The sequence below is a fragment of the Streptomyces sp. bgisy159 genome, from assembly GCF_057707805.1.
On sequence record NZ_JBYIQX010000013.1, the window covers coordinates 53,118 to 73,214 of the forward strand.

At 74.6% G+C, this 20,097-nt stretch carries 15 protein-coding genes; 11 read left to right on the plus strand and 4 right to left on the minus strand.

What is annotated here, in order from left to right:
- Positions 1–21: 21 nt before the first annotated feature.
- Positions 22–1,734: a tetratricopeptide repeat protein gene (locus AC3ET3_RS15355; RefSeq protein ID WP_432136489.1), complete on the minus strand. Its 1,713-nt coding sequence runs from the start codon at positions 1,732–1,734 to the stop codon at positions 22–24.
- Positions 1,735–1,818: 84 nt separating this feature from the next.
- Positions 1,819–3,645 carry a DUF1996 domain-containing protein gene (locus tag AC3ET3_RS15360; protein WP_435612315.1) on the minus strand — a complete coding sequence of 609 codons (1,827 nt, stop codon included), beginning with the start codon at positions 3,643–3,645 and terminating at the stop codon, positions 1,819–1,821.
- A gap of 273 nt (positions 3,646–3,918) precedes the next feature.
- Here AC3ET3_RS15360 and AC3ET3_RS15365 point away from each other — a divergent pair, with 273 nt between their 5' ends.
- Entirely contained in the window at positions 3,919–4,422 is a 504-nt protein-coding gene (locus tag AC3ET3_RS15365) for a hypothetical protein (protein WP_432136487.1), read from the plus strand.
- Positions 4,423–4,770: 348 nt separating this feature from the next.
- Here AC3ET3_RS15365 and AC3ET3_RS15370 read toward each other — a convergent pair whose 3' ends face one another.
- Positions 4,771–5,715: a hypothetical protein gene (locus AC3ET3_RS15370; RefSeq protein WP_435612316.1), complete on the minus strand. Its 945-nt coding sequence runs from the start codon at positions 5,713–5,715 to the stop codon at positions 4,771–4,773.
- A gap of 305 nt (positions 5,716–6,020) precedes the next feature.
- On the opposite strand from AC3ET3_RS15370, the gene AC3ET3_RS15375 reads away from it, so the two are divergent.
- From AC3ET3_RS15375 to AC3ET3_RS15410, 8 genes are all read left to right on the plus strand, one after another.
- Positions 6,021–6,422 (plus strand): cupin domain-containing protein, encoded by a 402-nt coding sequence (locus AC3ET3_RS15375; RefSeq protein WP_432157643.1) that lies wholly within the window; start codon positions 6,021–6,023, stop codon positions 6,420–6,422.
- 105 nt (positions 6,423–6,527) lie between these two features.
- On the plus strand, positions 6,528–7,217 hold the full coding sequence (locus AC3ET3_RS15380; protein WP_432157642.1) for a lipoprotein: 690 nt from the start codon (positions 6,528–6,530) through the stop codon (positions 7,215–7,217).
- A gap of 116 nt (positions 7,218–7,333) precedes the next feature.
- Complete coding sequence (locus tag AC3ET3_RS15385; RefSeq protein ID WP_435612317.1) at positions 7,334–9,814, plus strand: SpoIIE family protein phosphatase; 2,481 nt, start codon at positions 7,334–7,336, stop codon at positions 9,812–9,814.
- Between the two features lie 61 nt (positions 9,815–9,875).
- On the plus strand, positions 9,876–12,662 hold the full coding sequence (locus AC3ET3_RS15390; protein ID WP_432136482.1) for a SpoIIE family protein phosphatase: 2,787 nt from the start codon (positions 9,876–9,878) through the stop codon (positions 12,660–12,662).
- 122 nt (positions 12,663–12,784) lie between these two features.
- Positions 12,785–14,149, plus strand: coding sequence for an FAD-dependent oxidoreductase (locus AC3ET3_RS15395; protein ID WP_432136481.1), 1,365 nt, complete (start codon positions 12,785–12,787; stop codon positions 14,147–14,149).
- A gap of 214 nt (positions 14,150–14,363) precedes the next feature.
- On the plus strand, positions 14,364–15,329 hold the full coding sequence (locus AC3ET3_RS15400; RefSeq protein WP_432136480.1) for a DUF1152 domain-containing protein: 966 nt from the start codon (positions 14,364–14,366) through the stop codon (positions 15,327–15,329).
- Positions 15,330–15,743: 414 nt separating this feature from the next.
- Positions 15,744–16,235, plus strand: a complete 492-nt coding sequence (locus AC3ET3_RS15405; RefSeq protein ID WP_432136479.1) for a hypothetical protein — start codon at positions 15,744–15,746, stop codon at positions 16,233–16,235.
- 294 nt (positions 16,236–16,529) lie between these two features.
- On the plus strand, positions 16,530–17,765 hold the full coding sequence (locus AC3ET3_RS15410) for a DEAD/DEAH box helicase (protein WP_432136478.1): 1,236 nt from the start codon (positions 16,530–16,532) through the stop codon (positions 17,763–17,765).
- A 390-nt stretch (positions 17,766–18,155) separates the two neighbouring features.
- On the opposite strand, the gene AC3ET3_RS15415 is transcribed toward AC3ET3_RS15410, so the two are convergent.
- Positions 18,156–19,178: a hypothetical protein gene (locus AC3ET3_RS15415; protein WP_435612318.1), complete on the minus strand. Its 1,023-nt coding sequence runs from the start codon at positions 19,176–19,178 to the stop codon at positions 18,156–18,158.
- Between the two features lie 231 nt (positions 19,179–19,409).
- On the opposite strand from AC3ET3_RS15415, the gene AC3ET3_RS15420 reads away from it, so the two are divergent.
- A complete protein-coding gene (locus AC3ET3_RS15420; RefSeq protein WP_432136476.1) occupies positions 19,410–19,781 on the plus strand; it encodes a YkvA family protein in 372 nt (123 codons plus the stop codon).
- A 117-nt stretch (positions 19,782–19,898) separates the two neighbouring features.
- On the plus strand, positions 19,899–20,090 hold the full coding sequence (gene tgmA, locus AC3ET3_RS15425; protein ID WP_435612319.1) for a putative ATP-grasp-modified RiPP: 192 nt from the start codon (positions 19,899–19,901) through the stop codon (positions 20,088–20,090).
- Positions 20,091–20,097: the final 7 nt, after the last annotated feature.

Genomic DNA, 20,097 nt, shown 5'->3' on the forward strand with positions numbered 1-20,097 from the left:
GACAACGCGTCGCAACGCCGTTCAGTGCCCGGTCTCGCAGCACGATTCGTCCGCCGGGCCGTCCGGACCCGCGCTCGCGGGCATCCGGCAGAAGCAGGAGGCCTCGATCGGCACGTCCGCCAGGGCCCGCGCGAGCTTGAGCTGCTGGGCCACGATCTCCGCCTCGCCCTCCTTGCCCTGCCGGACCAGGCACTCGTGCAGCCCGTGCAGGGACCACACGTTGCCGGGGTGCTGCGAGGGGCGGGGCAGGGTGTCGTCGAGTCCGAGGTCGGCGCGGTAGACGGCCTCCGCCTCGGCGAGCCGCCCCTGTTCGAGCAGGAGCGCGCCGTACGCGTGGCGGGTGGGCTGCATCCACCCCCAGGGTTCGTCGTAGGGCAGGTGGTCGTCGAGCTCGATGGACCGTTCGAGTGCGGCGAAGGCGAGGTCGTGGTGGCCCTTGCGGTACTCCAGCTCGCCGTCGAGCATCGCGGACGCGACGGCGAGGATGTCCCGGCACGTGTTGTTGAAGAGGGTGCGCGACTCGGGGACCCGTTCGACCGCCGCGCGGAACAGCTCCCGTTCGGCCTCCGCCTCGCGGACCCGGCCGGTCGCGGAGAGGGCGACCCCGCGCGCGTAGTGCAGCATCGCGGTCGACACGCAGTACAGCCCGGGGTCGGCGGGCAGCGGCAGGCGCAGGATGTCCGCCCAGCGCCCGAACCGGATCAGCACATGGACCCGCATGGCGAGGAAGCCCTCCAGCCAGTCCGCCATGGGCGGACTCGCCACGCGCAGCAACTCCTCGGGGATGGACTCCTCCAGTTGCCGGGCGGTCTCCAGGGCGGTGCCGCAGCGGCCGAGGAACATCGCACCGTAGATCTTGAAGTGGTAGTTGTGCGACCGGTACAGCGTGTAGAAGTTCATCGCCCCGGAGCGCGCGCGGACCTTCTCGTCGGCGGCGACGGCGGCCGTGTTGTCCGACATCACGCGGCGGTAGTCGCCGCACAGGACCTCCAGGTGGGAGGGCATGTGCTGCAGGTGGCCGGCGTCGGGGACGAGGCCGCGCAGCCGGTCGGCGACGGCCAGGGCGGCCTCGGGGGCCGGGGACATCTCCATCAGATGGATGTAGAAGTGCAGGACGCCCGGGTGTTCGAGCCCCGCCTCGTCGCTGAGCGCGCGCTCCAGCACCTCCTTGGCCTCCAGGGTGCGCGCTCCCTCGGCGGGCCGCCCGGTCCGCAGGTCCCACAGCTGCCAGGGCGTGAGGTTCATGAGCGCGTCGGCGTACAGGGCCGCCACGTCGAGGTCGTCGGGGGCGAGGCGGTGGACGGCACCCATCGCGTCGGCGTACCCCTCGTTCCACACCGAGCAGTCCTCGGCGCCGCCCGGGGCCGTCGCCCTGGGATAGCGGGCGCGCAAGGCTCCGATCAGGGCCTTCTCCACCGCGGTGGCGGTGGCGGCCTTCTCGTGGGCGCGTTCGACGGCCGCGTGGGTGCGCTCCACGGTGCGCGTCAGGTCGTCGCCGTCGAAGAACTCCCAGGGCTTGTTGTAGTTGGGGCCGAGCGCGTACGCGATGCCCCAGTCGGCCATCGCGCAGTCGGGGTCCGCGCGGGCCGCCGCCTCGAAGCAGGCGACGGCCTCCTCGTGGTGGAAGGCGTACGACCACACCAGGCCACGGTCGAACCAGAGCTGGGCCTCGGGCGACGAGGTCGTGACGATCCTGCCGTGACCACCGAGGTCGTAGTACTCCGTGTGTTCCATGTCCTTCCGTATACCGCGCGGCGCACGGCCCGGAGGTGCTCCCGCAGGCGGGAGCACCCGAACGAGCCCCGGGTGCCCCCGGTGTCAGGCGTCGCGGCGCCCGGTGCGGCGCAACAGCATCACCGCCCCCACGGCGATCAGGACTCCCCCGGCGGCCGCGGGCCACAACCGCGCGCCCGTCGCGGCGAGGCCGCCCTGCACGGCCTGAGTGCCGGAATCGGCGGGGGCGCCGCCGGCGTCCGCGGCGGAATCGGCCGGCGTGGTGGCGGGCGGCGCCGACGGGGTGGACGCGTTCGCCTCGGTGCCGGTGTCCGCCTCCGGGTCGGCCGGCTGCGACGACGCGGCGGCCCGGGAACGGACCGGTGGCGCGGCCGGGGAGGACGCCTCCGGCGGGGCCGAGGTCCTGGGCGCGGACGGTGCAGCGGGCGCGCCGTCGACCTGCGGCTTCTCGGCGCGCGGCCGCTCGGCGGCGTCCGGGGCCTCGCCGCCGCCGGCGGCCGCGGTGCCGTGACCGGCGCCCGCGGTCCGGGGGGCGTCCTTGGGCTCGGTCACGTCCTTGGGCTGGGGGGCGTCCGTGGCGTCGGGGGTGTCCGTGGCGGCGGGGGCGCCGGTGGCGGCGTCCGACGGGGACGGGGTGCCTGCCGGCTCCTCCCCCTGTCCGGCGCCGTCGCCCTGCTCCGCGCCGTCGCCCTGGCCCGCACCTGCCCCGTCGTCAGCACCGGCTGCGCCGTCCTGGCCGGTCCCCGCGCCGGAGCCCGCCTCGGCGTCCTCGCCCGAGCCGGCTTCGGCGCCCGGTTCACCACCCGGCTCGGTCTCGGAGCCGTCCTGCGCCCCGGAGCCGGCTCCGCAGTGCCGCCCCTCGTTGATGCAGGCCACGGCCTCCGCCATCAGCCGCTCGTCGAAGACGTTGACGAAGTCGCCGTGGTCGGTGATCGGTTTGTGCCTCTGGTCCGGGAAGGAGTCCACCGCGAACAGCGGAGTCGTCCGGCCGCCGTCGTCGAGGCTCGGCGCGTCGACGTCGTAGACGATGCGCTGCACCAGTTGCGGGATGGCCCGGAAGCCGTCCGGGCAGCTGCCGTCGGCGGCCGTGAAGGCGACATGCGTGCGGTGGTTGGCGCTGTCGATGTTCCGGCCGTCCCAGCAGCTCTGGAAGCGGAAGCTGCGCACCACGTCGCTGCCGGGCGGACACAGCGGATACTTGTCGCGCAGTTGGCGGTCCTCGTACCCGGTGCAGCTCCAGGACGCGTTGGCGTTGGCGGGGCCGCCCAGGAACGCCTTGGCGTCGCCGGTGATGATGCGCAGCAGCCGGGGCATGGCGGTGACCTCGCCGCGCGGGTTGCCGACGAACGTGAGGGTGACGTCCTTGGGCGTGACGATCTCGCCGACGTTGCCCTCCGTACCGCCGCCGGGAGCGTCGGCGTCCTGCTCGCGGGTGCCGTTGCGCAGCCGCAGGACTGGCCAGTAGTACGAGGACCTGTCGCCCTGGTCGACACAGCTGGTGTCGGCCCGGGCCAGGTCCTCGTCGGAGGAGAAGGCGTTGTTGGCCTGGTTGCCGACGTAGTCGTGGACGTGGTGGGCGCCGTTGGCGACGCCGGGGGCCACGATGATGTTGTCGGAGTTGAACAGCCCTTCCTCGTTGACGCCGCAGCTCGTGGTGAAACTGCCCCTGGAGGCGTTCTCGCCCGGGGCGACCGCGGGCGGGGCCGCCGGGGCGGTGGTGATGTCGGCGTAGTCCGCCGCGACGGGCCCGTTGGAGACCTGGTCGCCGCCGCCCTCCCCGCCGGGTTGCTCCTCACCGGCGGATGCGTAGACGTTCACCCCCATCAGTGTTCCGCCGCCGAGGATCAGGGCGACGGCGGCGAAGGTCGCGCGTCGTCCACCGGTCGGGCGTCTGCGCCTGTTCTGTCTCAAGTCGTGCTCCTCCGCGTTGTGGGCGGGTCGGGCATGTGGTCCCCCGACCCCATACGGAGCAGAGCGCCGCCGCGTTCAACCGCTCGGCCGATTCACAGCGACCTCCCAGGAACGCCGCTCCCGCGCCGGGGTTTCGGCGCCGGGCCGACTGTCAAGGGTCCAAGGGACCCGGGCCTCGCCGACCGGCCTCTGGACCGCGTACGGCGGGGCCGTGATCATGGCTGACGCCAGGTCAGGAGAAGCCGGGCCTTCGGGCGGAAAGGAGCGAACCGGGTGATCGCTGTCGTGGGGCATCCCGATCTCAGCGCGGGGACCTTGGCTCTGTTGGAGGACGAACTGAGGGCGCGGCTGGCCGCATTCGCCAAGTCGGGGCGGGCGGGTCTGGTGCGGGTGGGGCGGGGGCTGCCCGTGGCGTTCGGGCGGGCGGCCCGCGAGGCCGGGCTTGGACTGGTGACCGTACTGCCGTCCCGGGACGGTGTGCCCGCGCGGCTCGCCGAGTCGGAGCGCAAGGCCGCCGGGGAGTTGCTGCTGCTGTCGCGCCACGTACGGCTGCTGGAGTACGACCCCGCCGACCGGGGGGCGTGCGTGACCGCGGACGAGCGCCTGGTGCGCTCGTGCACCGGGCTGCTGGCGGTGTGGGACGGTTCCCCCTCCAACGGCCGGGACGCCACGGCCCATCTGGTGGCCTACGCCCGCAGCCATGGTGTGGACGTGGAGGTGGTGTGGCCGAGCGGCGCCGAACACACGGCGCGGCGGCACGCGCGCGTGGACGGCTGATCTCCGCCGAACGGCCGCACCGCCCGGTGGCACCGGCCGCGCGTGCGTGCACGGCGCGGCTCCGCCGCGGAGGCCGAGGCGGACTCGGGTCCAACGGCCGCGCGCGGACGGCGGTCGCGGTGGCGGCCCGGCCCGGCGGCTCGGGCATCGGCACGCGCGCGTGGCGGACGCGGAGCAGCCGTGCACGCGCGCGAAGCACCGCGGGGACGGTCGGAAACGGTCGGGGACGAGGGCGGCTGTGCCCTTGTGCCTGCGGCTACCCGGGATGCACCCGTCACGGTGCCTCAGGAGCTTGCGTGCGTCGTAGAGCGGGTGACGGAGGCGCCTCGGCCGGGGGCTTGCGCCCGCTCACCGGGTCAGCGTGTCCCGCGCCCGTTGTGCCGCGTTGGCCCAGTCGAAGGCGGCGCTCGCCGAGAGCGTGACCCGGTCCAGGGGGTCGGCGGCGGGCACCCGCGGAGAGGTCGTCGCGGCCTTCCGGACCGGCACGACCGCCGGCGCGCGCACCGGTTCGTCCGGCGGCTCGGGGGCCGGGCCGCCGGTGAGCCCCAGCCGCCGCAGCCAGTCGCCCGCCCGCGCCCGCAGGGCCTGCTCCCGGCCGTGCAGCAGGCCGAGGACGATCGCCGCGCCGACGGCGACCAGGTGTTCCCGGCCGGCGAGATTCGGCTTGGCCACGGCCTCGACGATCATCGAGCCGCCGGTGAGGACGAACACGACCGGGGCCCGCCGGATGACCGAGATGTACGTGAACAGCCCGACGACGGCCGCCGACGGGCCCGTGTCCAGCACCTGCCCGGCCTCAGGGGGCAGCCCGAAGCCCCACCAGCCCGGTCCCACCGCCATCATCAGGCGTGCGGTGAACGTGCCGGCGAGCGTGGTGGCGTAGGCGACGAAGAGGGTGCGACGGCGGCCGATGGCGGTCTCGGCCAGCGCGAAGGCGAGGAAGAGCTGGGTGAGTCCGGCCCAGACGGGGAGGTCCAGCGCGGGAACGTACAAGGACACGGGGGTGCGCAGCAGCGCCAGCCACAGGGGCAGGTCGCCGCGGACCCCGCCGGTGACGCGGACCACGGTGGCGCCGGTGGGATGCTGGGCGATGGCGTGGAAGAAGATCACGCCCGCGCAGGCGACGGCCGCGAGCAGCAGGGCGGACGGGCCACGCCGGAAGAGTTCCCGGACCGGCTCGACGAAGATGCCCCGCCACTCGCCGAGCACCGTACGCCCGGCCGCACGGGCCATCCGGGAGAACACGGCCCATGCCCGGGCGCTCCCGGACGGCCACCGCTTCTCTGGACGCACAGGGCCCCCTACTCGCTCACCGCTGACTGGTCGTGACGATCGATTGTCGGCCCTGCGCGGGCGGTATCGACCACAGGCACTCCGGCAGACGTGAAAGCCATCGGGAGGGTTGCCCCGTGCCCGGGTCCTGTGACCGACGTCGCGGGCGGCAGGGTGCGGCCCGCCTCCCCGGGTGGGGCGGGTGCGCGTGACACAGAGTTCACTGCGCGTAGCGGTGGGTGGGATAACCTCACCGGCGTGGATCACATAGCCGACAGGAACGACAGGATGACCGCCGCGGCCGCGTTAGGACCGGGGGCCGCCGTATGACGGGCCCGACCTGTGCGACCGCCACGTCGACGGCCGGTCCCGCCCCCTCCGTGCTGGCCGACGGCCTGCTCTGCGAGCGCCTCGCCCTCTCCGTCCCGCAGGGCACCCGTGCGGTGGTCGCCCGCTACGACATCCCCCCGGGCGACACCCTGCCCTGGCACTACCACGAGGGGCGCGTCATCGCCGTGGTCACGTCGGGCACCCTCACCCGGACCCTGGCCGACGGCTCGGAGTGCGTGACGCCGGCCGGGGGATGCATCGTGGAGCCCGTGGGCCCCCGGGGCGTGCACAAGGCCGAGAACCGCGGTGACGAGATCCTCACCCTGCACGCCGTCTTCTTCGTGCCCCAGGGCAGCCCCCTCTCCACCGGCGCCCCGCCCCCGGACGGCCTGACGTGACCCTGGGCGGGGACAGGACGCGGGGCCCCGGGGCGCCCGGGGTGTGTGCAGGTGGTACCGGGCGCTCGGCTAGAGTTCGCCGCTCAAGTCGAGAGGAGACGTGCGGTGTGGTGCGGGGCGGGGAACGCGGTCCGGGGTCTGGCCGCGGCGGCATGCGCGGCGGGACTGCTGACGGGCTGTGGGCAAGGCGGGGGTGAGGGCGAGGCGCGGGCGTCCGGGACACCGTCGGCGTCGGCGTCGGCGTCGGGTGAGAAGGCCGCCCGGGCCGTCGGCAGCGTCGGCGGCGCCGGTTCGGCGTGCGAACTTCCGGTCACCTTCGCGCTGGCCGAGCGGTGGCATCCGGACGCCGTCTCCCTCGGGGCGGACGCCGACCCCCCGCTCGACGAGGAAGTGGCCGAGGAGGTGGCCGCACTCGCCCGGCAGGGCTACGTGACCCTGGCCTGCGAACTCGACGCCAAGCCGGCGGGCCACATCGGCTTCCTGCGCGTGTACACCGGCGAGCCGGGGGACGCGGACGCACGGCAGGTCCTGGAGGCGTTCCTGCGCGCGGAGGACGGTGTCGAGGAGGCCGAGTACCGCTCCTTCCGGTCGGGCCCCCTGTCCGGCACGGAAGTGCAGTACCGGCACACGGTGGAAGTCCTGGACGAGACCAGGACCGAGCGCGCCCTCGCCGTCGTCGCGCCCGACGGTCCGGTCGTCCTGCAGCTCGGCGGCCTGGACGACGAGGAACACCGCGACATGCTCCCGGCGTACGAGCTGGCCAAGCAGACCCTGCGGGTGACCGCCCGGCGGTAGCGGCCCCGCGGCGCCCGGCACACGCAGGTCGGCGCTCCCGCGGATGCACAGCGGGTGCCGGGTGGCGCATTCTTGCTGTGTCGCCCACCCGGCGGCGTACGGACGAGGTGGGGCGGATGACTGGGAGCGCCGAGGTGGAACAGCGGCCGCCCGGGCGGCTGGCCGCGCTGCTGACCGGGACCGCCACGGACGCGCTGCGCGCGGCCGGCGGCCTGGGCGCGGGTGTCTACCTACGCTCCCCCGCGCCCGCGGTGTTGCGGCTGGCGGTGCTCACCGGCCTTCCGGGGCCGCTCTTCCGGCACTGGTGGCAGGTGCACGTGGACCGGCCGTTCCCGGTGACCGACGCACACCGCTCGGGCCTGCCGGTGGTGCTGGCCGATGCGACCGAGACGATGCGCCGGTACCCGCAGTTCGCGGCCGGGCTGCCGTTCCAGTTCGGCACCCTGGTGGTGCCGGTCGTGGCTGACGGGCGGGCGTACGGCGTGCTGATCGTGCTACGGCCGGCCACCGACGACGCCGCCGACCTGGTGACCGAACGGGACCGGCTGACCGGGCTGGCCGGGGACCTGGGGGCGGCGCTGGCCCGGCTGGAGGCCGGCGGTCCGCCCGTGGTCTGGGACGACGAGCCGCTGTGCGTGCGTCCGCCGGCCGCCGGACCGGAGCAGGCGCGCGTCGGCCACTTCGTGTGGGACCCGGCGACGGACAGCGTGTCCGCCGACTCTTCGGCCCACACGCTGCTGGGTCTGCCCGCGGGCACCTTCCCGGCGCCGTCGGACGCGCTGACCCGCGCGATGTCCGCCACGGACACCCCGCCGGTCGGCGTCCTCCTGCGGGCGGCCGCCGGCGGCCGCCCACCGCCGCAGCCGGTGCGGGTGCGCACGGCCGACGGGGCGGTGCGGCTGCTGGACCTGTGTGCGCCGCCCGCCCCCGCGGCCACCCCGCCCGCGTCGCCGCTGGTCACCGGGATCCTGCTGGACGCGGCGCCGACCGCCCTCGGGGACGCGGCGGCCGACCTGCTGCCGCAGGGGGTGTTCTGTCTCGACCGGCTCGGCGTCATCGTCTACGCCAACCCGCGCGCCGCCGAGCTGCTGGGCGTACCCCGCTCCCGGCTGCTCGGGCGCCCGCTGTGGGAGGCCGTGCCGTGGTGGCGGGAGACGGCCGGGGAGGACCATCTGCGGGCCGCCCTGCTGGCACCGGAGCCGGTGCACTTCCATGTCCGGCGGTCCGCGCCGGGGCCCTACGAGGGTGACTGGCTGAGCGTGTCCGTGCACCCGGGGCCGGACATCCTCACCTGCACGGCCGTCCCGGCGAACCGCATGGCGCAGGAGTCGGCGCCGGAGGGGACGGCGGTGGTGTCCGACGCGACCGCGCCGGTGCAGCGGCCCATCGGGCTGGCGATCGCGCTGACGGAGGCGGTGACCGCGCGCCAGGTGTCGGCGGTGGTGATGCAGGAGGTGCTGCCCGCCTTCGGCGGTCGCCGGCTGGCGATCTACCTGCTGCAGGAGCGGCACCTGTACCTCGCCTGGGAGGCAGGGTTCCCGGAGGGCTTCCTCGCCCCGTTCGAGGGGGTCGGGCTGGACGCGCGGCTGCCGGGCGTGGAGACGCTGACCACCGGCCGCCCGCTGTTCTTCGACTCGATGCGGCAGCTCGAGGACGCCTACCCGGGCATCGCGCTGGACGCCACGGTGGGCGCGCGCGCCTTCCTGCCGCTGATCGCCTCCGGCCGTCCCGTCGGCTCCTGCATCCTCGGCTTCGACCGCGAGCGCAGTTTCAGCTCCGAGGAGCGCACGGTCCTCACCGCGCTCGCCGGGCTGATCGCGCACGCCATGGAGAAGGCGCACCGTTACGAGACGGAGGCGGCTCTCGCGCGCGGACTGCAGCGGGCGCTGCTGCCGCGGCGGCTGTCCAGCCACCCGGGCGTGGAGACCGCCGGGCGGTACCTGCCGGGCACCGAGGGCATGGACGTGGGCGGCGACTGGTACGACGTGGTGGAGGCCGGGGACGGGCTGGCGCTGGTCATCGGGGACGTCCAGGGACACGGGGTGCAGGCGGCGGCCACGATGGGGCAGCTGCGCAGCGCCGTACGGGCGTTCGCGCTGGGCGACCGGCCTCCGGAGGAGGTCATGGGCGGCACCAACCTGCTGCTGATCGACCTGGACCCGGGGCAGTTCGCGAGCTGCTGCTACGTACGGCTGGACCCGGCCACCGGGCTGGCCCGGGTGGTGCGCGCCGGGCACCCGCCGCCGCTGGTGCGCGACCCCGACGGCCGGACCCGGGTGGTGGAGCTGCCCGGCGGGATGGTGCTGGGCGTGGACCCGCGCGCCCACTATCCGGTGGCGGAACTGCGGCTGGCGCCCGGCGCGATCCTGGCGCTGTACACGGACGGGCTGGTGGAGCGGCCCGGCGCCGACATCGACGACGGGATCACCGCGCTGCGGCGGGCGCTCGCGAAGGTCGGCGACCTGGACGCGCGGCCGCTGGCGGAGGTCGCCGACCGGCTCACCGCGACGGCCCGGCAGGCCGTCGACCGGCCCGACGACATAGCGCTGCTCCTGGCCACCCGGGACGGCTCCGGCGCGGGCGGGGGTGCGCGGTGATCGCCGGCGGGTTCCGTGGCGCCCCTCGCCTCTCCGGGCCGGGCAGTGTAGACATGGGCACATGGCCCGACTTCCGGAGCGATCGGAGATCCGGTCGGCCCGCAGCCCCCGAGAACCGCGCACCCGGCGCCCGCCCGTGCGTGCCCGGCCCGGAACCGAGGACCGGGTGACCTCCCGGCAGCGCCCCTCCGCCGGCACCGCGTCCGAGCCGCGGCGGCCCGCCAAGGGCCGCGCGGCGCTGCGCGGCCGCAGCCTGGCGGGACAGGTGTTCGTGTTCCAGGTGGCCATCGTGGTGCTGCTCGTCGTGGCGGCGGTGGTGGCGCTGGTGCTGCAGGTCCGGCACGACATCACGAGGGAGGCCCGTAACCGCTCCCTGGCGGTGGCCCAGACCTTCGCGAACTCCCCCGGAATCGTCGAGGCGTTGCGCTCCCCCGATCCGACGGCGGTGCTGCAACCGCGGGCGGAGGCCGCCCGGGCCGCCACCGACGTGGACTTCATCGTGGTGACGGACCCCGACGGCACCCGCTACACCCACCCCAAGCCGGACCGCATCGGCAAGCAGTTCGTCGGCAACATCGCCCCGGCGCAGGCCGGGGGGATCGTGGTGGAGGAGATCGACGGCACCATCGGGCGGCTGGTGCAGGCGGTGGTGCCGGTGAAGGACGCCGACGGGCGGGTCGTCGGTCTGGTGTCGTCCGGCATCACCACCGAGCACGTGGGCGGGACCGTCAACCAGCAGTTGCCGCTGCTGCTCTTCGCCGCCGCCGTCGCGCTCGCCCTGGCGACGGCGGGCACCGCGCTGGTCAGCAGACGGCTGCTGCGCCAGACGCATGGGCTGGGCCCGCACGAGATGACCCGGATGTACGAGCATCACGACGCGGTGCTGCACACGGTGCGCGAGGGCGTGATCATCGTGGGCGGCGACGGCCGGCTGATGCTGGCCAACGACGAGGCGCACCGCCTGCTCGACCTGCCCCAGGACGCCGAGCGGCGCCCCGTGCTGGACCTGGGCCTCGATCCGGACACGGCCGACCTGCTCGCGTCGGGCCGGGTGGCCACGGACGAGGTGCACCTGGTCGGGGACCGGCTGCTGGCGATCAACCAGCGGCCCACCGACGTGGCGGGCGGTCCGGCGGGGAGCGTGGCGACCCTGCGCGACTCCACGGAGCTGCGCGCACTGTCGGGTCGCGCGGAGGCGGCCCGTGAGCGGCTGGACCTGCTGTACGCGGCCGGGGTGGGCATCGGCACCAGTCTGGACGTGACGCGGACGGCTCAGGAGCTGACGGAGCTCGCGGTGCCCCGGTTCGCGGACTTCGCCACGGTCGACCTGTACGACGCGGTGCTCGCCGGGGAGGAACCGCGGCCGGAGAGCGCGCTGCGGCGGACGGCGCTCGGCGCGCGCCGCCCCGGGGCGCCGCTGTACGCGGTGGGTGAGCAGATACGGTTCATCGGCTCTTCCCCGCAGGGCCGCAGCCTGGCGGAGAGCCGGGCGGTGCTGGAGGCCAGGCTCGCCGAGGCTCCGGGCTGGCGAGCCCAGGACCTGGAACGTTCGGAGCAGGTCCTGGGGTTCGGCATCCACTCGCTGATCACGGTGCCGGTGCGGGCGGGTGCGCTGGTCCTGGGCGTGGTCAGCTTCTGGCGGTCCGAGCGGCCGGAACCGTTCGACGCGGAGGAGGTGGCCCTGGCGGAGGAGCTGGTGGCGCGGGCGGCGGTGTCCATCGACAACGCGCGCCGCTTCACCCGCGAGCACGGGCTGGCGGTCACCCTGCAGCGCAGCCTGCTGCCGCGCACACTGCCGGAGCAGAACGCCCTGGACATCGCCTACCGCTATCTGCCGGCGCAGGCCGGCGTGGGCGGCGACTGGTTCGACGTGCTCCCGCTGTCGGGCGCCCGGGTGGCGCTGGTGGTCGGCGATGTCGTCGGGCACGGGCTGCACGCGGCGGCCACGATGGGCCGGCTGCGCACCGCGGTGCACAACTTCTCCGCGCTGGACCTGTCGCCGGAGGAACTGCTCGGCCTGCTGGACGAGCTGGTGGCACGCATCGACCAGGACGAGACCGCGGAGGGGGCGGTGGGCCCCGTCTCCGGCGCGACCTGTCTGTACGCGATCTACGACCCGGCGGCCCGGCGCTGCACGGTGGCACGGGCCGGTCATCCTCCGCCCGCGCTGGTCCACCCGGACGGCCGGGTGGAGTACCCGGAGGTGCCGGTGGGTCAGCCCCTGGGGCTGGGCGGGATGCCGTTCGAGTCCGCCGAGCTGGAGCTGGCCGAGGAGAGCCGGCTGGTGCTGTACACGGACGGGCTGATCGAGGACCGGGAGCGGGACATCGACGCGGGCCTGGAGCTGCTGCGCGCCGCCCTGGAGCGGGCCGACGGCTCACCGGAGGGGACGTGCCAGGTGGTGCTGGAGTCGATGCTGCCGCCCCGTCCGAGCGACGACATCGCGCTGCTGGTGGCCCGCACCCGGGCGCTGGGCGCGGACCGGGTCGCCGAGTGGGAGGTGCGCATGGACCCGGCGGCGGTCGGGGAGGTACGGGCGGCGGTCACCCGGCAGCTGGACCGCTGGGGGCTGGTGGAGCTGACCTTCACCACGGAGCTGATCCTGAGCGAGCTGGTCACCAACGCCATCCGCTACGGCAGTGCCCCGGTGCGGGTACGGCTGCTCCGTGACCGCTCGCTGATCTGCGAGGTCTTCGACGGCAGCAGCACCTCGCCGCACCTGCGGTACGCGGCGATGACGGACGAGGGCGGGCGCGGGCTGTTCCTGGTGGCGCAGCTGGCCGAGCGGTGGGGCACGCGGTACACGGCGACCGGGAAGATCATCTGGGCCGAGCAGCCGCTATCATGAGTTCTTGGGGGACTCATAAAAGAGCCTTATGAGCTCATAGGTCGGACCCGCGTACCGACTTAGGCTTGCCTTAGTTTAGGCTTCCTTCGAGTCGATCTTCCACCGCTCGAAGGGACCTGATCATGCCCCGCCCCCTGCGGGTAGCCATCGTCGGAGCCGGCCCGGCCGGGATCTACGCCGCCGACGCGCTGCTGAAGTCCGAAGTGGCCGCCGACCCCGGCGTGTCCATCGACCTCTTCGAGCGCATGCCGGCCCCGTTCGGCCTCATCCGCTACGGCGTGGCCCCGGACCACCCCCGTATCAAGGGCATCGTCACCGCCCTGCACCAGGTGCTCGACAAGCCGCAGGTCCGCCTCTTCGGCAACGTCACCTACGGAGCCGACATCCACCTCGACGACCTGCGCGCGTTCTACGACGCGGTGGTCTTCTCCACCGGCGCCATGGCCGACCGCGAGCTGCGGATCCCCGGCGTCGACCTGGACGGTTCCTACGGCGCCGCCGACTTCGCGTCCTGGTACGACGGCCACCCGGACGTGCCGCGCACCTGGCCTCTGGACGCGGAGAAGGTCGCCGTCCTGGGCGTCGGCAACGTGGCGCTCGACATCTCCCGGATCCTCGCGAAGACCGCGGACGAGCTGCTGCCGACCGAGATCCCGCCGAACGTCCACGAGGGCCTGAAGGCCAACAAGGCCGTGGAGATCCACGTCTTCGGCCGAAGGGGCCCGGCGCAGGCCAAGTTCAGCCCGATGGAGCTGCGCGAGCTGGACCACTCCCCCACCATCGAGGTCATCGTCAACCCCGAGGACATCGACTACGACGAGGGCTCCATCGCCGAGCGGCGGGGCAACAAGCAGGTCGACATGGTCGCCAAGACCCTGGAGAACTGGGCGATCCGCGACGTCGGCGACCGCCCGCACAAGCTGTACCTGCACTTCTTCGAGTCGCCGGTGGAGATCCTGGGCGAGGACGGCAAGGTCGTCGGCCTGCGCACCGAGCGCACGGAACTGGACGGTACAGGCAACGTCAAGGGCACCGGTCAGTTCACCGACTGGGACGTCGACGCGGTGTACCGCGCGGTCGGCTACCTCTCGGACAAGCTGCCCAAGCTGCCCTGGGACATCGAGTCGGGCACGGTCCCCGACCGGGGCGGCCGGGTGCTCCAGGAGTCCGGCGAGCACCTCCGGTCCACGTACGTCACCGGCTGGATCCGGCGTGGCCCGGTCGGCCTGATCGGCCACACCAAGGGCGACGCCAACGAGACGGTGGCCAACCTGCTGGACGACCACGCGAACGGCAGGCTGCACACGCCGGACTCTCCGGCGCCCGAGGCGGTCGAGGCGTTCCTCGCCGAGCGCGAGGTCCGCTACACCACCTGGGAGGGCTGGTACAAGCTGGACGCCGCCGAGAAGGCGCTGGGCGAGCCCCAGGGCCGCGAGCGCGTGAAGATCGTCGAGCGCGAGGACATGCTCCGCGCGAGCGGCGCCTGACCCGGGCGGAGGGGCCCGCGGGTGAGGACCACGACGCTGTCGGACCGGCGTCGTGCGGACCACCCGCGGGCCCCTCCGCATCCCGGGCTCGCCGGCCCCTCCACGTCCCGGGGCCCTCGGGCTCTCCGCGTACCGGGAACCGTGAGGCCCTCCGCGTCCCGGTGATCGGGCAAAACCACGGGCCCGATGATCGACATCCTGTTACGTTCCCCCGGTGTTCTCTCTCCACGAACCTCCGCTGTTCACCCGGCTGCGCGACGCCCGCCGGGTGCTGATCGCCGGCGCGGGCGGCGGCTTCGACGTGTACGCGGGGCTCCCGCTGGCCCTCGCCCTGCGCTCGGCGGGCAAGGACGTCCACCTGGCCAACCTGTCCTTCGTGGACCTGTACGGTCTGCCGGCCGAGGTGTTCGAGGCGCCCGACCTCGCGGCCGTACGGCCGGACACCCCCGGCCACCACGGCTACTTCCCGGAGCGCACGCTGGCTCGCTGGCTGGACGGCCAGGGCCTCCCCGCCACGGTGTACGCCTTCTCCCGCACCGGGGTCGCCCCGCTGACCGACGCCTACCGCGCGCTGCTGGACCGGCTGGGCGGGGTGGACGCGATCGTGCTGGTGGACGGCGGGACCGACATCCTCATGCGGGGCGACGAGCACGGGCTCGGCACGCCGGAGGAGGACATGGCCAGCCTGGCCGCGGTGCATGCGCTGACGGACGTGGCCCAACGGCTCGTCGTCTGCCTGGGCTTCGGCGTCGACGCGTATCACGGCGTCAACCACGCCCTCGTGCTGGAGAACCTGGCGGCGCTGGACCGTGAGGGCGCCTATCTCGGTGCCTTCTCGGTGCCCCGTGACAGCGCCGAGGGCGCCGCGTACCTCGACGCGGTGGCCCACGCGCAGACGTGTACACCGGACCGCCCGAGCATCGTCAACGGCTCGGTCGCCGCGGCCGTCCGCGGGGAATTCGGCGATGTGCGCTTCACCGAGCGCACCAGGGGCGGCGAGTTGTTCGTCAATCCGCTCATGGCCCTGTACTTCTGTGTCGACGCGGACGGTCTGGCCCGGCGCAACCTGTATCTGGACCGGCTCTCGGACACCGTCCTGATGCGTCAGATCAGCTCCCGGATCGAGGAGTTCCGCGACGAGGTGCCCCGGCCGCGCCGCCCGCGCGCGTTCCCGCACTGACCGCTCGCGGTCCCAGCAGACCGCCGGGCCACGAGAACTGCCGCTCCGCGCCGCGGCACAGGGCCGGCCCGGCCGCCCCGGCGCCCTCTCGACCACGGCCCCGGCCACCTGGCGCGGGACGGCGTGCGGTGGGAGGGCACGGGCCATGCCGGCCCGCCCCTGGACCGCACGTGTGCCGTCGATGCGCCGACACGCCGGACGATAACGCGTCGGATGCTGTGAAACGCGCCCTCACCGGGTAGATCTCCCTCAGCGCACCTGCGCGCCGCCCTCTCGACGACAAAAGGACACATGGCCTTGGCTCTCGCGTACCCCGACGCCCCATCAACTCGCCGCCCGGGTCGGTCGTGGACGATCCGGGTGACGGGACACCGCGACCGCAGCGCTTCCGTCAGCTGCTCCTCGGGCTGCCGTATGCCCGCCCGTTCCCGGGACATCGCGGCCCTGCGCCGTTTCGCCGACGCCCACGCGGCCGCCCACGCCCGGGCCGCGACCGTACGGCCGGACGCCTCCTGCGGCTGCCGGCTGCACAAGTGCTCCGCCCATGAGGGCGCGCGCGTGACCTGCGCCGGGGCCGTGGTGCTGGTGCTGCGGCACGACCCGTCGGTGGGCCAGGTGTGGACGCTCACCGAGGTCTGCTCGGCGTGCGCCCCGCTGATGAGCCACACACGAGTGGTCGCCCGGGCCGCCCCGCCCGCCCGCCGGCCCGCCGAGGCACCCGCCGACGGCAGCCCTTCCGAGGCGCCGGCGCACCGGACCCGTGCTCCGGACACGCCGCGCGCCCCCGAGACGCGCGCCGTACCCGGCGGCTTCAGCGCTCCCGCACCGGGGCCCGCACCGGACGGCGCCCGGGTCGGCGGCCAGCGGCGCCGCCGGGGCCGTACCGGGGACGGCCGCCGGGTGTGAGACGCCGGGACGTGCCGCGGATGGCGGGCAGGGCCCGCCCCGACGCGGATGGTGGGCGGTCCCTGCCCGCCCCGTCGATTGTCGGGCTCCGCCCACGGCCAGGACACGGGTGTGCACCGGCCGGCTGGTGCGCGCCGTACGCGCCCCGAGCGCGCGGCGCGCGCCCCGTGGATTCGGTGGTGCGACGCGGCGCGTAGGGGCGCGGTGCCGCGGGCACACCCCCATGTGATCGACTTCGCCGGACGGCGGGCGATACTGGAACACGCACGCCGTCCCCCTCCCCCAGATGGACTCATGCCGACCTCCTCCACCGACCGTCCGCCGACCCCCTCCACGGTGTGGCTGGCCCGGGGCCGCCATACCGGTGCCGCACCGGCCGAGGAGGTGGTGCGGCAGCTGCGGCGACGCAAGAACGCGGGCGACGTCCTGGACTTCCTGGAGCTGTCCGACGCCGAGCGCCCCGCCGGCCGCCGGGTCTTCGAGGCCCGCTGGACCGTCCCCGGGGACGTGACCGTGCGCGCCCGGCTTGAGCTGGCGGACGCCGTTCCCGGCCGCGGGCCGGGCCAGGCGCGGGAGTGGATCCTGGTCGCGGAGGCCGAGGCCCCCTGGAGCCAGACGTGGCCGGCGCCCAGCGGCCGGTTCTGGCCCGAGCCGGAGCGCGCGCGGGAGCCCGGGGACGCGGAGGGCGGCTGGGACCACGCCGCCCTGCCGGGGCTGCGGCTGGGGGCCGCCAACCGGCTGCCCGAGGACGACAAGGATCTCCGGCGGGTGCTGCGGGCCGCGCTGCGGGACGACTGGAGCGTCCATCTGGTGGTGCACGAGGCGATGACGACGGACGAGCGGGGCAGCGCGTCCCTGGTGCGCTTCCTTCCGGCGGGCCTGCGCGACCGGGTCGTCGAACACCGGGCCGCGCCTCACCAGTTGCGTGCCGTCAACTGGGCGCTGCGCGATTCGGGAGCGCAGGTGCCGCGCGGCGGGGCCGTGCTGCTGCCGGGCGGGCCTGGCTCACGGCCCGACGACGGCGACTGGTCCTTCGCCGTGCGGACCGTCTTCCTCGACGGGTCCGAGCCGTCGGAGCTCATCGACGCGGTGACCCGGTACACCGCCGTTCCCGGTCCGCTGCCGTCCGGTGCCGAGGAGGTCCTCACCGCGCTGCGCGAGCAGTGGCACGTGCTGACGCCCGAGGAGGAGCTGGCCCGGCAGAAGCAGCTGGTCGCCATGTACGCGGAGGCGCTGGAGTCGATGACGCGCTCCCGCGACCTGTACCGGGAGGCCGCCGAGCGGGCGCACGAGGCGCTGGCCGTACTGCGGGAGAACGCCGCCGACGCGCCGGCGGCCGGCCTCCCGGAGTCGCAGCCGGCCGCGCGTCCCACGGGCTCCCCGTTCCAGCAGCTGACCCGGACGCTGGAGCGCCTGAAGCTGCCCGGCAAGTCAGCAAGGCCGCCCCACTCCCCCACCGATCCCGGTGCTGCGCCGGGTGTCCTGCCCGGGCAGCGCGGCGAGGAGGAGTCTTCGGGCCCGGGGCGGTGAGGGCCGGCTGAACACGGGAGGCGGGCGGGCGGGGTCGGGCCGAGCACCGTCCGCTCGTGGGCGGTGGGCGGAGCCCGTCCGGTGCCGCCCGGGGGTGTGCACGGCGGTCCCGTCCACCGGCACCGGCCGGCCGAGCGGACCGTCCGCGGTGGCGCGCACCGCGGTCAGGCCTTCACCTGCCGGTGACGGGACGTCCGCCAGACGGGTGATCGGGTCGGCGGCCGTCGGCATGTGCCTGGAGGCAGGTCACGCAGCCGTTCGAAGGGGGGAACACGCTCGTACCCACCCGGCCGAGGCGGCGTCCGCCGGCCGCGCCGATGGACGCCGTCACGGGGCCGTGGCGCCTGGCCGGCCCCCGCCACGGAAGGGCGGGGGCCGGACACGCCCGTGTCAGCCCGTCCCGACGGGTGTCTCGGGCGCGGGCTCGGCCGGTGCGGGGCGGCTCGTGGGCTGCAGCGCCGGCAGCAGGGCCGTCAGTGCGACAACCGCCGTGCACACGGCGACCGCGCCGGCCTGCCAGGGGGGCGCCGCCATCGCCTCCAGCACCCGGGTCAGCCGCTCAGGACCGAAGCGGTCCGCGAACACCGCCCAGTCGGCCAGGGCGGCCGGTACCACCACGGCGGCCACGAGCAGCACGACGGCGGGCCGCAGGAAGAGCACCAGGGCCGGCATGACGCACAGCGCGGAGACGCCGACGAGCGTCCCGAACCCCTGCGCGGAGAGGCCCGTGGTGGTGAGCGGCGCGTGGGCCGCCCCGCAGGCCGGCAGGAGCACGGCGGCGAGCCGGGCGGGCCACGGCGGCGGCCCGGGCACCCGCCCGGGAGCCGCCTCGCGACGGCCACCGGTCACCGCACGGGTCCGGCTGCTGACCGTCACCCAGGGGAGACCGTCCTCCTCCGGTTGCCGACCGCCCTCGGCGGCGGGCTGCGGGTCGTCGGCGCCGGACGGGGGCGGCGTGAGTTCCACCACACCCAGCCGCCCTATCAGGTCGACGAGTTCCTCTATCGGCCGCCGGGTGGCGGCGGTGCGCATGGCCTCCTGTTCGCAGTGGGGTTCGAGCGCGGTGCGGTGCAGCAGCGCCATCAGCTGGCTGACTTCCTCCACCGGTCTGCGCTCGGTGGCGGCGCGGATCAGTTCGTCGGCGCTGTCCGCGGGCCGCGGCGGCTGGGTCAGCAGGATGACCAGCCGGGCGACGTCCTCCACGGAACGGCCGACTCCGGCGGAGCGCAACGCGTCACCGGCGGCCCGCGCGTCATCGGGCGACCGCTGCAGCAGGGTGATGAGCTGGGCGACCTCCTCCAGTGGCCGGTCGGCCACGGCGGCCCGGACCAGTTCGTCCACCACGCCGGTGCGCGGCGCTTCGGCCGGAGGCTCCGGTGGCGGCGCCGAGGTGGCGGCCGGCAGCTCGCTCACGGGGATCGCGGTGGGATTCGAAGGGACTGAGGGAGACCGGGTGGTCATGGTGTGCCCCATGCAAGGGAGGCGGCCGCTCCATGCGCCCCCGAGGCGCGGCGCGCGACTACGTTGCCCATTAGGAGCCACCTGGACGGCGCCGCGCCACTCGGGTGAGCCACAAGGAGGAGAAACGGGTACTCCGTGAGAGGGGGCCCGCGTCCGGCGTGCCCCGGACTCCGGGGAGGACCCGTGGACACGACCACGACTGTGATCGTCGTCACCTCGCTCCTCGCGGCCGCCACGCTCGCCGTCGCCGCGGGGCTGGCCGTACGACTGGTACGGACCCGACGCGACCTGCGCCGGGCCGGGCTGCCGACCGGACCGCGCTGGGTGTTCTGGGGCGCGGTCCTCTACCTGTTCCTGCCCACCGACCTGCTGCCCGACCCCGTGTACCTGGACGACATCGGGGTGCTCCTGCTCGCCCTGCGCTCGCTGCGCGCGCCGCTCGCCGGGCGGGAGCGCGGGGCCGGCGGGGAATCCTCTGACGACGAGTCAACCTTTCGGCGTCCCGCGACCGTCTCAGGTCCGGGACGTCGAACGCGCCGCGCTCACGGAGCGTAAGGAAACCAACCACTCGTTCGATTCGTATAAGTAAGAGGAAGCCCAGAAGATCGATGGGCGAAGCGACGACGCGGCAGATCACGGCTCGGTCGGCGCAGCACCGAAGAGGGAGAGACGATGCAACCGTTCGCGCTCAACTACGCTCGCCCGGTGGCGGAGTTGGAGGTTTCCACTCCGTACGCCTACGACTCCGGACTGCAGTTGAACGTACTCCTCGACGGGCGGATCGCCGCCTCGGACCACTCACTGCTCAGAGAGCTGGGAACCACCACGTCCACCGCGGGCTCGAAGACCCACTTCGACGACTGAACGCGGA

What these genes read in the sequence shown, in the direction of transcription:
- tgmA (WP_435612319.1), top strand. Translation starts at nt 19,899, where the DNA reads ATGCAACCGTTCGCGCTCAACTACGCTCGCCCGGTGGCGGAGTTGGAG.
- AC3ET3_RS15405 (WP_432136479.1), top strand. Translation starts at nt 15,744, where the DNA reads ATGCCCGCCCGTTCCCGGGACATCGCGGCCCTGCGCCGTTTCGCCGAC.
- AC3ET3_RS15385 (WP_435612317.1), top strand. Translation starts at nt 7,334, where the DNA reads ATGACTGGGAGCGCCGAGGTGGAACAGCGGCCGCCCGGGCGGCTGGCC.
- AC3ET3_RS15375 (WP_432157643.1), top strand. Translation starts at nt 6,021, where the DNA reads ATGACGGGCCCGACCTGTGCGACCGCCACGTCGACGGCCGGTCCCGCC.
- AC3ET3_RS15390 (WP_432136482.1), top strand. Translation starts at nt 9,876, where the DNA reads ATGGCCCGACTTCCGGAGCGATCGGAGATCCGGTCGGCCCGCAGCCCC.
- AC3ET3_RS15410 (WP_432136478.1), top strand. Translation starts at nt 16,530, where the DNA reads ATGCCGACCTCCTCCACCGACCGTCCGCCGACCCCCTCCACGGTGTGG.
- AC3ET3_RS15355 (WP_432136489.1), bottom strand. Translation starts at nt 1,734, where the DNA reads ATGGAACACACGGAGTACTACGACCTCGGTGGTCACGGCAGGATCGTC.
- AC3ET3_RS15395 (WP_432136481.1), top strand. Translation starts at nt 12,785, where the DNA reads ATGCCCCGCCCCCTGCGGGTAGCCATCGTCGGAGCCGGCCCGGCCGGG.